Origin of the sequence: Nocardiopsis sp. NPDC006139, from assembly GCF_040614155.1 — a bacterium.
Classification (GTDB): domain Bacteria; phylum Actinomycetota; class Actinomycetes; order Streptosporangiales; family Streptosporangiaceae; genus Nocardiopsis; species Nocardiopsis changdeensis.
In genome coordinates, this window is record NZ_JBEXTT010000005.1 from 78,163 (window position 1) to 91,807 (window position 13,645).

The window sequence follows — 13,645 nt, forward strand, 5'->3', positions numbered from 1 at the left end:
TGTGTGCAATGCTCACATTAGAGGGGGGATGTGGGCACTGTAAACATGAGGGAGCGTGATCCGTGTCGCAAGCGAACAGCAAGTACCACCACGGCGACCTGCGGGCCGCCTGTCTGCGCGCGGCCCGGGAACTGCTCGAGGAGGACGGCGGAGCCGCGCTGTCCCTGCGGGCGGTGGCCCGGCGGGCCGGGGTGTCGGCCACGGCCCCCTACCGCCACTTCGCCGACCGTGACGCGCTCGTCTCCGCGGTCGCCGCCCAGGGGTACCGCGAGCTCGCCGAGTACCTCGCCGGAGCCCACCCCGCGCCCCGGACCCCGGACGACCTGGCCGAGATCACCATCGCCTACGTCCGCTTCGCGCTGGAGCGCCCGGCCCTGTTCCGCGCGATGTTCGCCGAGCCCTGCGATCCCGACAGCGAGGAGCGGGTCGCCGCGACCGCCGCGATCTGGGAGTACGTCCACGGCATCGTCCACGGGGTCTTCCCCGGGGCCGACCCCGAGGCGCTCTCCGTCGGGGTGTGGTCGTTCGTCCACGGACTGGCGTTCCTGCACCTGGACGGCAAACTCGACGCCGACGACCCCGGGGTGGTCGCCGACCGGGTCCGGGAGGCCGTCCGGGCGCTGCTCACGGCCTCCGCCGCGATGCGGGGGGCAACGGCGTGACGGAGGGCGGCACCGGCCGTCGAAAGCCGGTGCCGCCCTCCGTCGCGGGGACCGCCGCGCCTCAGCGCATGCCCAGGCGCCTCATCGCCTTCAGCGCGACCGTCAGGCCCTGCGCCCAGGTCCGGTAGGAGACCCCGGCGGGCGGGGTGAACCCCAGCAGGCGCTGGTGTGCGACCGTCTGCGGCTCGGTGTACTTGAGGATGCCCTCGGCGCCGTGGCGGCGGCCCAGCCCCGAGTCGCCCATGCCCCCCATCGGCGCGTCGATGCTGCCCCAGGCGGCCGCGAAGGCCTCGTTGACGTTGACCGTCCCGGCGTGCAGCCGGGCGGCCACCGCCCGCCCCCGGGCGCCGCTGCCGCTCCACACGCTGGCGTTGAGCCCGTAGGAGGTGGCGTTGGCCCGGGCCACCGCCTCGTCGACGTCGCGGTACCGGTAGACCGACACGACCGGCCCGAAGGTCTCCTGGGCGTACAGCGCCATCTCCGGGGTGACGCCGGCGAGGACGGTCGGCTCGTGGAACAGCGGTCCCAGGTCCGGCCGCGCCCGGCCGCCCGCCAGCACGGTCGCGCCCTTGGCGACGGCGTCCGCCACGTGCGCGGTGACCGTCTCCAGTTGGGCCGGGGTGGTGAGGCTGCCGACGTCGTAGCCGTAGTCGTACCCGGCCCCCACCCGCAGCGCCCTGGTGCGGGCGGCGAACTCGGCGACGAACGCGTCGTAGAGGGCGTCGGCCACGTACATGCGCTCGATCGAGACGCACAGCTGCCCGGCCGAGGGGAACGCCGCCGCGATCGCCCCGTCCACGGCGCGGTCGAGGTCGGCGTCGTCCAGCACGACCATGGCGTTCTTGCCGCCCAGCTCCAGGGAGGCGCCGATCAGGCGCTCCCCGGCGTCGCGGGCGATCCGGCGCCCGCTCGCGGTGGACCCGGTGAACATCACGTAGTCGGCGTTGTCCATGAGCACCCCGCCGATGGAGCTCCCGCGGCCGACCACCATCTGCCACACGCCGGCGGGCAGACCCGCCTCGTGCATCAGGTCCAGGGCCCACAGCGCGGTCAGGGCGGTCTGGGTGTCGGGCTTCTGGACGACGGCGTTGCCCGCCATCAGGGCGGGGATCGCGTCGCCCGCGGCCATGCTCAGCGGGTAGTTCCACGGTGAGATGACGGTGACGACGCCCTTGGGGTGGCGCAGCTCGGTGGTGCGGGTCAGCAGCGGCATCGCGCCGCGGCGCCGCTTGGGCGCCAGCAGCCCCGCCGCGCTGCGCGCGTAGTACCGGGCGGTCAGCGCGATGTCGGTGACCTCCAGGAAGGCGTCCCGGCGGGTTTTGCCGTTCTCGGCCTGCATCAGGTCCAGCGCCTCGTCGCGGCGCTCGATGACCAGGTCGTGGAAGCGCAGCATGATCCGCCTGCGCTCGCGCGGCGTGGTCGCGGCCCATGCCTCCTGGGCGATGCGGGCCCGCGCGAACGCCGCCTCGACGTCCGCGGGCGCGGAGACCGGCAGGTCCGCCAGCGGGCCGCCGGTGTAGGGGGCCGTGGTGGCCACCCGGTCGGCGTCCTGGGCGGCCGCGACGCGGGCGGTCAGCCGCCGGAGCAGGGCCGGGGTCAGCGTCGGCGGCAGCCCGGGCCCGTCGGCGGTCGGCGGTACCGGGGTGAGGGGAACGGTGGTGCTCCGGTGCCCCCGACCGGTTGACGGGGCGGACGGAGTGAGCGGAGCGGTCGGGGTGATCGGGGTGAGCGGTGCGGCCGGGGCCGTCTCGGGGCCGGGCGTTCCCGGCCCGGCCACCGGGGTGGTGTCGGTCATCGCCGCCCCCTCCCGTCTCCGCGCCGGCGGTCCGGGACCGAGACCGGCACCGGCATGTGCAGCGCGGCCTGGCCCTCGGTGGTGACGTCGAGCCGGAGCGTCCGGATCGGGTCGAGCGAGCGCAGGTCGTCGGACATGCGGCCGCGGCCCGCCTTGAGGACGAGTCCGCGCGGCGAGCGGGTGCCGCCCGCCGAGAGCACGTTGGTCTGGTTCAGGGTGGCGTGCCAGGCGCCGCCGATCGTCGTGTAGGAGGTGAGCGTCGAGACCCGCTCACCGGACGGGTACGCGGTCTGGGCGGGCGTGGGCGCCGACAGCGTCAGGTCGTCCCCGCCGGCGTCGTCGAGGACCCGGGCGGTGGTCCGGTCGGCGTCGATGTCGACGTCGAGGCCGGTGACCCACTTGGGGAAGCCGTAGCCGTCGTGCCCGCGGACCTGGGCGATGTCGCTGCTGACCGGCAGGGACAGGACGTAGGCGTGGAGGTCGTCGTTCTTGAGCCCCCAGGCGAGGTCGACGAACCCGAGGCGGCCGTGCCGGGCGGGCCGGACCGGGATCGCGACGGCGGCCTCGGTGTAGAAGTCGATGTCGCACACGTCGTAGCGGAAGAACACGACCGAGGCCAGGCCGAGGCCGGGTGCGACCTCCAGCGGGTCCAGTTCCGCGGGCAGGCGGGAGCGGAGCGCGCGGGACCGGGCGAGCATCGTGACCCGGGCCGTGGAGATCCGGTAGTAGAAGTTCGGCGTGAGCGTCGGGCCGATGGGCGACTCGACCCTGGTCTTGGGCAGCCGGCGGAAGAAGTCGACGCCGCTGACACGCGGATCGCGGGCGACCTCCTCCAGGTCGGTGTCCATCCGGTAGCGGTCGTACAGGCCGCCCCTGGGAACGGCGACCGTGCGGCCGCCGAGGTCGACCTCGACCGTGTCCTGCGGGTTCGGTGACATCGGGCATCTCCTCGAACAGCTGATGTGTGCGGTGCTCACATGAGCGTAGGCGCCTGATGTATGCACTGTCAACAATGACTGCGGTCACACACGACGAAGCCCCGTCCCGCTACCGGGACGGGGCCCCGTCGCAGGTCGCAGGGGTGCGCGGGCGCGAGTGCGCACGCCGTCATTCCGTGACGGGGTCCGTTGCGGGCGCCCCGGCGTCCCCGGCGGGCTGCGCGGCCTCCACGAGGGCGGCGAAGACCACGACGTTGTCCGTGTAGTGGCCGGTGGCGGCGTCGAAGTCGCCGCCGCACGTGATGAGCCGCAGTTCGGGGCGTTCGGTGTCCCCGTAGACCTCCTCCGTTGGGAAGTCGTCCTTGGCGTGGCGCTCCACCGCGTAGACGGCGAAGTCCACCACGGTGCCGTCGGCGCGTTCGACCGAGACGGTGTCCTGCTCCCGCAGCCCGCCCAGCCGGTGGAAGACGGCCGGCCCGGTGGGGGAGTCCAGGTGGCCCGCCAGCACGGCGGGCCCCTCCTGGCCGGGCGCGGCACCCAGTGAGTACCATCCGACGGCGTCCCACTCCTCCGGGGCCTCGAGGCGGCGGTCGTGGCCCAGACCGAGTTCCACCATGTGCGAGGTGCGCAGGCCGATCGCCGGAGCAGCCAGGGACATCGGAGCCGACCTCCCTAGCGCCGCAGGGGCCTCGGCCTGCGCCGAGGCCCCCGCCCAGGCCGGAGCCTCGGGGGCCGGCGCGCCCACTGCGAAGGACGGCGGGGGCGGAACGAAGGTCTGGCCCAGCCCCACCGTCAGGAGCGCGACACCGATCCCCGCGTACGCCGCCGTGACCGCCGCGGCGCTGGAATCGCCGCGGCGGTCGGGTCGCGTGTGGCGGCCCATCAGCCTTCGTTCCCCGGCCTGCGGGCCACGACGATCCCGCCCACCGCGGCCGCGACGAGAACGCCTCCCGCGGTGATCAGCCAGAAGTCGGAGCCGCCGTCGGCGGTCCCCCCGGCCCCGGTGTCGACACCGCCGACCGGAGTCTCCTCGTCCCCGCTCGGCTCCTCCCCGGTCGTGTCGTCGGGCTCCTCCGAGGCGTCATCGGCGGTCCCGTCCGCGGTGTCGTCGGAGGTCTCCTCCGTGCCGTCGTCCTCGGTGTCGTCGGACTCCCCGCCCATGTCGTCGCCCTCCTCACAACCGATGCCGTCCTCGTCGGCGTCGAAGTTGTGCGGGTCCCCCGGGCTGACCTCGAAGTTGCGCTCGGTGACGTCCGGGCAGTCCACATCCGGCCCCGTCGGCGGGACCGGGTCCTCCGCGAAGGCCGGCGCGGCGGTGCCCAGGGCGAGTGCGGTGCCGAAGACCAGGGTCGCGGCAGCGGCCGTGGCGGTACGCGTCATGTCCATGTGTTCCCCTTGTGCTCCTGAGGGGCCCGGCGTCGTGCGCCTCGTGCGCACCGGCCCCCGATTCAGCTTTCGAATCCGACATAAAGCAACAATCCGGGGGAAACTGCTTTTGCCCGTGGTGCTGAAAGGCCAAACTTTGTCGACATTCCCGGGGGCTTCATTTCCGGTGATCACGCCCCTTGAAGGGGTGATAGGGAACCGGACGCCGGTTTTCACGGTTCGGCCGTTCACCGTGAAAGAGGGGGCGTGCGGGCGGGTGCGAAAGGCCGGTGTCGGGGAAGCACGACACCGGAGCGGTCCACCGCCCGGCGCTGCGAACCGGTGCGGGGCCGTTCCGCCGATGCCGTGTGGATGCGCAGTGGTTTCCCGTGCGCCATCCGGATGGCGGGGGAACCCGCGTACGCCGCCGTGACCGCCGCGGCGCTGTACTCCCACGGCCCGGCGGTCGTGAGGGCCCGGCCCGGACCCGGTTCAGGTCCAGGCGCGCTCCTCGAAGATGGGCCGGTAGTCCCGGGCCCATTCCTCCATCGTGCTGCACGGCACCCTCACCCCGGAACCGGGACAGGACACCTGAGCGCCGTCTCCCCGTTCCCGGTGCGCGCCACCACGGTGGCCGCGGCCGCGCGGGCGGTCCCCGCCTTCCAGCACGCGCCGGTCGGCGTCATCACCGGGTTTGCCCGGCCCCGCGTACCTGACACCAGCCGGGGCCGGTGAGCACGTCCACCCGGAGAGGATCCGGCAGGGCCGCAGAGCCCGTTTCGGTGCGGCCGAGTCCAGGGCGGGTGTTTCCTCTGTCCCTTTTCCGGCCTGTCCCGCCCCTCCGTCATGACCGTCTGTGGTCGGCGCGGTGCCCCCGGGAACGGCGGCGGGTACGGCTCTCTCGGGCCGGGCCGCGTGGCCGGAGCCCGACGAGCACACCACCCTGGAGGGCCCTTGCAGAAACGGATCGCGCCACCACCGCAGCAGCCCCCGAGAGGGAGGGGTTGAGGCCCGTGTTCATCAGCGCACGCTCCTTCGAGGAGTACCGGGCCATGTTCGCCCTCACCGAGCACGACCTCTCCCTGCGGATCCTGGACTGCCCCGGCGGCGCGGCCGGCTTCGTGGCGGAGGCCGGGGCCCGGGGCGCGGACGCCGTGGCCGTGGACCCCCAGTACGGGGCCGACCGCGGTCGACTGGGCGAACTGGCGCTGCGGGAGATCGAGCACAGGCACACCGAACTGGTCGACGGCGGCGCCGACTTCGTGTGGACCTGGTTCGAGGGCCCTGAGCAGTACACGCGGATGCGCTCGCAGGCGGCGCGCGCGTTCGCCCGCGACATCGCGGCCCGCCCGGACCGCTACGTCGAGGGCTCCCTTCCCCACCTGCCCTTCCCCGACCGCTCCTTCGACCTGGTGCTCAGCTCCCACCTGCTGTTCTCCTACGGGGAGCAGATGGGTGAGGACTTCCACCGCGACGCCCTGCTGGAGCTGGTACGGGTGTCCCGGTGGCAGGTGCGCCTGTACCCGCTGTTCCTGCACACGCGCTTCCGGCGCTACCCGGCGCTGGAGGAGATGCGGGAGGCCCTGGCCGAGTACGGGATCGCCTCGCGGGTGGAGCCGGTGGACTACGCCTTCGACCCCGGAGACCAGGAGATGCTGGTCCTGGAGTGCGCCGACCGCGGGGCCCTGCCCGCCCGGGAGCCGGATCCCGACACGGCCCGGCGCCATCACGACCCGGTGCGGTGGCGCCACCTGGACGCCGCCTCGGAGCGAACGGCCCCGTCCGAGGCGTAGACGGTCTCGGTCGCGACGAGGACGTGCAGACCATCGGAGGCCCGCCGCCGAACCCTGGGGTGGCTTCCCGGGCCCCGCCCCGGGCCCCGGCTAGGCGGATGTTGTGCTCCAGGGGCTCTCGCCGATGATCTCGAGAACCACGTCGTAGGGGCCGTGGTCGGTGACGGCCCGGTGCAGGGTGGGCCGGGGATGTAGGCGGTGGCCAGCCAGGGCGGGGTGGCGCTGGTGTCGGCGTCCACGACCTGGGCGGTGTAGAACCCGCCGACCTTGCGGGCGGCGGCCACCTCGGTGGCGAACCGGCGCCGGAACTCGGAGTCCTGGGCCAGGTCGGGGCGCACGACCTTGACCGCGACGGTGCGCCCGCCGGGGGAGCGGCCCAGGGACACCCGGCCCATCCCGCCGCCGCCCAGACGTGCGTGCAGGGTGTAGGGGCCGATCCGGGCGGGGTCGCCGGGCAGGAGGGGGTCGGGCATGGCACCGCTTCCAAGGGGGGTCGGGTCCGGTCCAGAACCGATGTTCCCAGCGAACCCCTCCGTCATGCCCCTTTCGGAGGCGGGCCGAGTACGCCGAAAGGGGCCGTGGCCTGTCCCGGCCAGGTCGGCCTGTCCGCCGTCGGCTCGGGGTAGGCCACGCCCGTGGCGGGCGCACCCGGCGCCCCCAGGGAAGGAGACCCCCGTGCACAGATCCAAGGGCGGCGGCCCGGCCAGCGGCGGCCGGGTGCCGTGGGACCCGCTCGACCCGGTCCCGGCCCCCGAGCCGGAGCCGGAGGCGGAGAGGCCCGGCACCGAGCGCAAGCCCGCCTGAGTCCGCGCCCCCGTCACGGCGGCCCCCGTGCAACCCCCGGTTGCGCGAGGGCCGTGCACGCGTCCGGACCGATCGGTCCCGGAGGCCCACACCCGGTCGCCGGTGCCCGCACGTCGGAACGGCGCAAAAACCATTGGCCCCGGGGCCCGTCTTGGCCGATCATGCCCGGATGGTCGATCGACACTTCTCCGAGCCGGACCTGGCCGATCTGTACGACTACTTCAACCCCTGGGGCTCCACACCCCAGGACGATTTCTACCTCGATCTGGTCCTGCGGTCCCGTGCGGTGCTGGACGTGGGCTGCGGGACGGGCAAGATCCAGCGGGTGGCCCGCGAACGCGGACACACCGGGCGCCTCGTGGGCCTGGACCCGGCCGCGGCGATGCTGGAGGTCGGCCGCCGCGACCGCGGGGACGTCGAGTGGATCCACGGCGACCTGCTCGCCGGCCCCTACGACGACCCCGGCCACGGCCCGTTCACCGGGGCGTTCGACCTGGTGATGATGTCCGGGCACGCCTTCCAGGTGTTCACCTCCGACGAGGAGCTGCACGCCGTGCTGGCCGCGGTGCGTCGGGCGCTGGTGCCGGGGGGACGGTTCGCCTTCGAGACCCGCAACCCCGCGGTCCGGGGCTGGGAGGCCTGGACCCCCGAGCGGGTGCGCACCGTGCAGGGCCCCGGCGGGCGCCGGGCCACCTGCGTGCACCGGCTGCGGGAGGTGCGCGGCGACCTGGTGACCTTCACTTCGGACTACCGCCTGGAGAATTGGGCCGAGCCCGTGGTCAGCCGCAGCACCCTGCGGTTCCTGGACGCCGGGACCCTGGACCGCTTCCTGGCGCGGGCCGGGCTCGTCGTGGACGAGCGGTACGGCTACTGGGACCGCACCCCGCTAACCGCGACCAGCACGGAGATCATCACCCTCGCCCGCCCTGCCTGATCCGCGCCGTTCGTGTGGCCGGAAGGCATGTCCTGCTCCTTCTGGTGGTGGGGTCTACTCGAACAGGAGTGGGCTCCATCGGAGCGGAGAACGACGAAGATGCCTGACCTGGGACCTTCGCCACCAGCGTCATGACCTGCCCGGCCCCGGGCAATAGGCGCGAGTGCCGCCAGGGGGAGCGGCGCCGGCGGTGAGGGGGCGCGTCGCCTCAGTCGGCCGCGGTGGCTTTTCGGACGCAGTCGCGGAGCAGGGCGCGGCGCTGGTCGTGTACGTCATCGGCTTCCCGACTGCTGGCCGCGTACACGTTGCTGACCGGCGACCAGGCCATGGACATGGCGATGACCATGGCCATGATGTCGAACGGGTCGCCCGCGCGGACCCGCCCGGCGACAGCCGAGAAGTTCCGATCCAAGAACGGCGGCCCGTCGGCGGGCACGCGGATGCCATGGGACCCGCTCGACCCGGTCCCGGCTCCCGAGCCGGAGCCGGAGACGGACAAGCCCGGCACGGAGCGCAAGCCCGCTTGAGGCCATGCCTGGATCACCCAGGGCCCCGCGCGCCGTGCGGGGCCTGGGCGAGTGTCAGGTGCCGACGCGGGAATAGACCCCCCATGACCGCACACCCCCTTCGCGCCCCCGCGGCGGCCCTGGCCCTGACGGCCGCACTGACCGCCTGCGGCGCACAACAGACCCCCGCGCCCGAACCGGACACCGCACAGTCGCTCTCACCCTCTCCCTCTCCCACCGGCCCCTCGCAGGAGGAGCTGCAGCAACAGGAGATCGACACCGTCTCGGCGTGTGTCCACGGCCACCTGGCCGAACGTGCCTACACGATGGCTGAGGGGAGCGCGGAGGAGGACGAGTCCGGCGCGGACAGCGGTGACCTGGCGGAGGCCTTGCTGGCCGTCGGCCACAGCTACGCCGCGTCGGCCCAGGCGTTCCTGGACACGGCGCTGCCCGAGGCCGGTGAGGCGGTGGCCGACCAGACCGACAGCGAGGGCCTGGCCATCGCGCTGACCCAGTGGTGCGTCGACACCGGGGTCATCGACGCCGAGGGCGAGCCGATCGACCCGCCGCCGGGGTACGAGCCCCCTGACGACACCGAGTGAGCCCCGGTGTCGGGACCCGGGGTCCGAGCAGGGGGGCGAGGTTAACAGGAGCAGGGGCAGGCGCTATGACCTCCCGCGAGGCCGTCGGGGCTCGGGCTGCCCGAGAATCGGCGCGGGCCCCGGAACGCCCGGGGGCTGTGCCGGTCGCTGCGGAACAGGGCCGTGCCCGATTCCGGCGGCAGGGCCGCTTGCGGTCGTGGCCCGTCCCGGCCACCGGGGTCTGCCCGCGGTCGGCGCGAGGTAGGCCGCTTCGCGGCGGACGTACCGGACGCCCGCAGGGAGGGAGATCCCGGTGTACAGATCCAAGGTCGGCTCAGGCGTCGGCAGCCGCGGGTTCGATCCGCTCGATCCGGTCCCGGTCCCGGTCCCGGTCCCCGAGCCGGAACCGGAGGTGGAGAAGCCGGGCACCGAGCGCAAGCCGGGCTGACACCGCACGCTCCCAGGCCCCGCGTTCCCGCCGCCAAGATCCCCCGATCCCTACAGCAGTAGAAGGCACTGACCCGCCAGGGCCCGGGGTCCACGTCCGGCACCGGCCTGAAGGCCGCGGACCTGGGCCCGCTCGCGTGTGCCCGCGAGCTCGAAGCATTCGCGTTCCTCCGGATCGGCCTCGCCATGACCGGCCGGACCTCTCGTACCAGCGGCTTCGCCCCGTACTTCTGACCGGCGAGCCCCGCCGGGCCACCGGTACCGATCACAGCCCGTCGCCCCTGAGAGGGCACCCGGGGATACCGTGACGTGAACCATCGCCGGTGGCCCGGCGGCCGCATCTGCCGTCGCCGGAGGCCCTCGGCACGCCGGCCCGGCCGCCACCGCCGACAGTCGCCGGCCTCGCGCCCCCATGTTCGCCGCGACCGCCGTACATGACCGCCGCGGTGAGCCGGCGGGCATTCCCATCACCCTCGCACCGGCCGCGTTCGTCGCGGTCCTGCGTGTCAGCCCTCGCGCGCTGTCCGAGCGTGGAAAAGGAGCACCGCGATGGCCCCCTTCTCCACCACGCCCCGGCCTGCGGGGGCCATGACGCCCTCCCACCCGCACGCGCACGCACCCGACCGGTCATGAACCTCTTTCGCCTTTCGCGCATCTGATGTCGTTGTCCGTCCGGGAGACGGACACCCCGGTTCCCAGACCTTGCCACCCCCTCCAACGCAAGGAGCAACTGTGAGATCCCCGATCGCGGACCGCTACCGCCTCGACGAGGTCATCGCCGCAGGCGGTATGGGAACGGTCTGGCGAGGCCACGACACCCGGCTGAACCGCCCGGTCGCGGTCAAGCTTCTGAGGGATACCACCGCCGCGGACACCGAGGGCGCGCGCAGGCGGTTCGAGCACGAGGCCATGGCCGCGGCCAGGCTCCAGGGCCCCGGCTTCGCGGCCGTGTACGACCACGGCGAGGCCGTCGCCGATGGGGAGAAGATCGCCTACCTGGTGATGGAACTGGTCGAGGGGGCGTCACTGTCCACGCTGGTCGGGGGCGGGGAGCCGCTCGCGCCCGAGCGGGCGATGGAGATCGTCGCCGCGGTCGCCGACACCCTCCAGGTCGTCCACGGCGCGGGGATCATCCACCGCGACATCAAACCCGGCAACGTCCTCGTCACCCAGGACGGGGAGGTCAAGCTCGTCGACTTCGGCATCGCCCGGATCAACGACGTGACCTCGCTGACGTCCACCGGTGTCGCGCTGGGAACGCTCTCCTACGCCTCCCCCGAACAGCTCAACATGCGTGGACTCACCCACGCCACCGATATCTACTCCCTCGGCGCGGTCGCCTACCAGTGCCTGGCCGGGAAGCCGCCCTTCGACTCCAACGACCACGCCGCCGTCATCGCGGCCCACCTGACCGCCGAACCGCCCCCGCTTCCCGACCGGGTCCCGGCTCCGATCCGGCACGTGGTCCTCAGAGCGCTCGAGAAGGATCCGCGGGACCGGTGGGCCTCGGCGGAGGAGTTCGCCACGGCCTGCCGGGACGCCGCCGCCGGGGACCCGACGGTGCTGAGCCGGCGCGCCCCCGGCAGGGGTCGGAAGGGGCACGGAATGTGGTCCTGGCGAGGCGGGTTCGTGGCGGCCGCCGTGGCCGCCCTGCTGCTCCTGACCACGGCACTGGCCTGGTCCCCGCTGACGGGGGGCGACGACCCCTCGGCCGTCGCGGACGGGGGCGGCACCGTCGCGGCCACCGGGACCGACGACGACCCGACCGGTGGCGGGCCGTCGGATCCCGACCCGAGCGGCGATGCGCGGGAGACGCCCGGCGAGTCGGCCTCCCCCGCGGACGGCGGGGAGGCGTCGGCGGAAGGTACGTCGGGCGGGGCCGACGATGAGTCGGACGACGGCTCCGGGGAGGAGCCGGACGGCTCCGGCGGCGGGGGTGGAGAGGAAGGGGACACCTCTGGTTCCGGCGGCGGGGGAGGCACCGCCGGTTCGGGGGGCGGGGGTGGCGGCGGAGGCGGTTCGGGCTCGACCGACGGCACGGTTCCCGCCGTCGTCGGGATGTCGACGAGCGAGGCCAAGAGCGCCCTCCAGGCGAGCGGCTTCACGAACATCCAGGGCACGGCCGGCTACGGTCCCCCCAGCGGCGAGGGCAGGTTCATCCCCGAGTCGTGCGAGGTGCTGAGGCAGTCCCCTGAACCCGGTACGACCCTGGACAAGAGCGAACCGGTGCAGCTGACCTACTACTACGTGGGCAGCAACTGCGGCTTCCCTCCCTCCTACAACTGACGGACCCCGGCCGGGTGCCGACGGCGGCCCGGACGGTCCGGTGCACGTCGAATCCGTTGGACGGACCGCTCCACCCGGGGTGATGAGGTGTGGGCGCGTTGCCGGAACACGGCCACGGACTCCTCCTCGTCGGTCGGGATCTCCGAGTAGGCCGACCGGGCGTGGTCGTCCACGGCGTTGTGCGGGTAGGCGTACCCGGCCCCGGAGAGGTGTCCGCCCCTGGGCACGTCCCGGGGTCTTGTGTCCGCCTCGGTTCTTCTTTGAGAATCCCTCCGAGTGTCAGGAGCCCCTGGCATGCTGCTCGCCGGGTGATCCTGACGCGAACGGAGTCCTGTCATGGGATGGATCCACGACGCCTGGTACCTGCCCGCCCGCGAGCACGAGGGCGGCATCGAACCCGCTGCCGACCCCGGGGCCGCGGCCACCGGGTGGCGGGTCGCCTGCACCTGCGGATGGCGCTCGGAGACGGTGCGCGCGGACCGCTCCGCCCCCGGCTCCGCGGAGGAGGGTTCTGCCCGAGCCGAGTGGCGCGGGCACGTCGAGGCGGCCGTTCCCGAGCTGCACCTGCGCGCCCTGGCCGGGCGCGCCGCCACGTCGGCGGCCGCGGTCGAAGCCGAGGTGCGGGTGCTGCGCATGCGCGGAGTGTCCTGGGAGCGCATCGGCGCCGCCACCGGGATGGCCCGCCAGAGCGCCTGGGAGAAGTGGCGCCACCTGGAGCCGGCCGAGCGTGAGCGCGTCGGCGCCGATACCCGCCCACCCGAGGAGGCGTTCCTGCCCGCCCTCCAGGAGCTGAAGGCGCTGGCGGGCCCGCACCTGCTGTGTCAGGACGTCGACCCGGCGGTGGCCGCGGTGGAGAACGCCGCCATCGGACTGCGGCGTCTGCTGGCCCCCGCGGGCCCCGAGGACACCGACGACGCCGTGGCCCGCTTGGATCGGGCCGCCGACTACGCCCGCGCCGTCCACGCCGACATGGTGGACGACGTCCAGGCCTTCACCGACGCCCTGGCCGAGGAGACCGCCGACCCCGACCTGATCAGCGTGGAGCGGGCGACCGTGGCCGCCTACGATCCCGCCACCGGCGACACCCACGTGTTGGACGTGCGCTGGGAGGGCGGCCTGAACCGCCCCACCACCCTGCGCATCGGTGATCGCGCGCTCACCGACCCCATCGAGATCCAGCGGGTCGCGCACGCCCTGGCGGTGCTGGCCGAGGCCGCCGCGAACACCGTCCACCCCGAGTGACCCCCGGCAGGGAACGCACCGGGTGGTCGGGCGCAGGGCCCTGGCCGCAGTCGCCGCTGGCGGGACCCTGAGCCGGGCTGCGGGAAATCGCGCTATCGCGCATTGCGGCCTCTCCCGGTGGCCCGGGGCCGGTCGCGGTCGCCTTCACCCCGAAGTCGACCTGGGGGTTGGAGAGCCTGGAACGGATGTCGGCTTCCCTTTCGGACCGTGGTCATGGGCCTTCGGTCAGAGGCGAACACCTTGCTTGAGGCTGACGGTGCAGGTCACAGGGGTTTTGGGTGGGCTGACGGCA

14 protein-coding genes and 1 pseudogene are annotated in these 13,645 nt (G+C 73.7%); 8 read left to right on the forward strand and 7 right to left on the reverse strand.

Features of this window, described 5'->3' with window-relative positions; translation table 11 throughout:
- Positions 1-62 precede the first annotated feature (62 nt).
- Positions 63-662, forward strand: a complete 600-nt coding sequence (locus tag ABZ249_RS08155; RefSeq protein ID WP_355258962.1) for a TetR/AcrR family transcriptional regulator — start codon at positions 63-65, stop codon at positions 660-662.
- A gap of 61 nt (positions 663-723) precedes the next feature.
- On the opposite strand, the gene ABZ249_RS08160 is transcribed toward ABZ249_RS08155, so the two are convergent.
- The 4 genes from ABZ249_RS08160 to ABZ249_RS08175 form a co-directional block, all read right to left on the reverse strand.
- A complete protein-coding gene (locus ABZ249_RS08160; RefSeq protein WP_355258965.1) occupies positions 724-2,457 on the reverse strand; it encodes a succinic semialdehyde dehydrogenase in 1,734 nt (577 codons plus the stop codon).
- On the reverse strand, positions 2,454-3,395 hold the full coding sequence (locus ABZ249_RS08165; RefSeq protein WP_355258968.1) for an acetoacetate decarboxylase family protein: 942 nt from the start codon (positions 3,393-3,395) through the stop codon (positions 2,454-2,456). The genes ABZ249_RS08160 and ABZ249_RS08165 overlap by 4 nt, the downstream gene beginning before the upstream one ends.
- 169 nt (positions 3,396-3,564) lie before the next feature.
- Complete coding sequence (locus ABZ249_RS08170) at positions 3,565-4,278, reverse strand: class F sortase (protein ID WP_355258971.1); 714 nt, start codon at positions 4,276-4,278, stop codon at positions 3,565-3,567.
- Positions 4,278-4,781, reverse strand: a complete 504-nt coding sequence (locus tag ABZ249_RS08175) for a hypothetical protein (RefSeq protein ID WP_355258974.1) — start codon at positions 4,779-4,781, stop codon at positions 4,278-4,280. Before ABZ249_RS08175 ends, ABZ249_RS08170 begins: the two co-directional genes overlap by 1 nt.
- 992 nt (positions 4,782-5,773) lie before the next feature.
- On the opposite strand from ABZ249_RS08175, the gene ABZ249_RS08180 reads away from it, so the two are divergent.
- Entirely contained in the window at positions 5,774-6,553 is a 780-nt protein-coding gene (locus ABZ249_RS08180) for a methyltransferase domain-containing protein (RefSeq protein ID WP_355258976.1), read from the forward strand.
- Here the strand turns inward: ABZ249_RS08180 and ABZ249_RS08185 are convergent.
- On the reverse strand, positions 6,487-7,026 hold the full coding sequence (locus ABZ249_RS08185) for a hypothetical protein (RefSeq protein ID WP_355258978.1): 540 nt from the start codon (positions 7,024-7,026) through the stop codon (positions 6,487-6,489). The two genes, ABZ249_RS08180 and ABZ249_RS08185, sit on opposite strands and share 67 nt — an antisense overlap.
- 202 nt (positions 7,027-7,228) lie before the next feature.
- Between ABZ249_RS08185 and ABZ249_RS08190 the strand changes: the two genes are divergently transcribed.
- Both ABZ249_RS08190 and ABZ249_RS08195 read left to right on the forward strand, forming a co-directional pair.
- Positions 7,229-7,357, forward strand: coding sequence for a hypothetical protein (locus ABZ249_RS08190; RefSeq protein WP_355258981.1), 129 nt, complete (start codon positions 7,229-7,231; stop codon positions 7,355-7,357).
- 169 nt (positions 7,358-7,526) lie between these two features.
- Entirely contained in the window at positions 7,527-8,291 is a 765-nt protein-coding gene (locus tag ABZ249_RS08195; protein ID WP_355258984.1) for a class I SAM-dependent methyltransferase, read from the forward strand.
- Between the two features lie 208 nt (positions 8,292-8,499).
- Here the strand turns inward: ABZ249_RS08195 and ABZ249_RS08200 are convergent, their stop codons facing one another.
- Complete coding sequence (locus tag ABZ249_RS08200) at positions 8,500-8,703, reverse strand: hypothetical protein (protein WP_355258987.1); 204 nt, start codon at positions 8,701-8,703, stop codon at positions 8,500-8,502.
- Between the two features lie 198 nt (positions 8,704-8,901).
- Here ABZ249_RS08200 and ABZ249_RS08205 point away from each other — a divergent pair, with 198 nt between their 5' ends.
- The 3 genes from ABZ249_RS08205 to ABZ249_RS08215 all read left to right on the forward strand — a co-directional run bounded on the left by ABZ249_RS08205 (position 8,902) and on the right by ABZ249_RS08215 (position 12,111).
- Entirely contained in the window at positions 8,902-9,399 is a 498-nt protein-coding gene (locus tag ABZ249_RS08205) for a hypothetical protein (protein ID WP_355258990.1), read from the forward strand.
- Positions 9,400-9,691: 292 nt separating this feature from the next.
- Positions 9,692-9,826: a hypothetical protein gene (locus ABZ249_RS08210; protein ID WP_355258993.1), complete on the forward strand. Its 135-nt coding sequence runs from the start codon at positions 9,692-9,694 to the stop codon at positions 9,824-9,826.
- A 731-nt stretch (positions 9,827-10,557) separates the two neighbouring features.
- On the forward strand, positions 10,558-12,111 hold the full coding sequence (locus tag ABZ249_RS08215) for a serine/threonine protein kinase (protein WP_355258996.1): 1,554 nt from the start codon (positions 10,558-10,560) through the stop codon (positions 12,109-12,111).
- An 89-nt stretch (positions 12,112-12,200) separates the two neighbouring features.
- On the opposite strand, the pseudogene ABZ249_RS08220 reads toward ABZ249_RS08215, so the two are convergent.
- A pseudogene (locus tag ABZ249_RS08220) lies at positions 12,201-12,317 on the reverse strand (IS481 family transposase); the annotation flags it as partial.
- Positions 12,318-12,447: 130 nt separating this feature from the next.
- On the opposite strand from ABZ249_RS08220, the gene ABZ249_RS08225 reads away from it, so the two are divergent.
- Positions 12,448-13,353 carry a hypothetical protein gene (locus tag ABZ249_RS08225; protein WP_355258998.1) on the forward strand — a complete coding sequence of 302 codons (906 nt, stop codon included), beginning with the start codon at positions 12,448-12,450 and terminating at the stop codon, positions 13,351-13,353.
- The last annotated feature ends 292 nt before the right edge of the window (positions 13,354-13,645 follow it).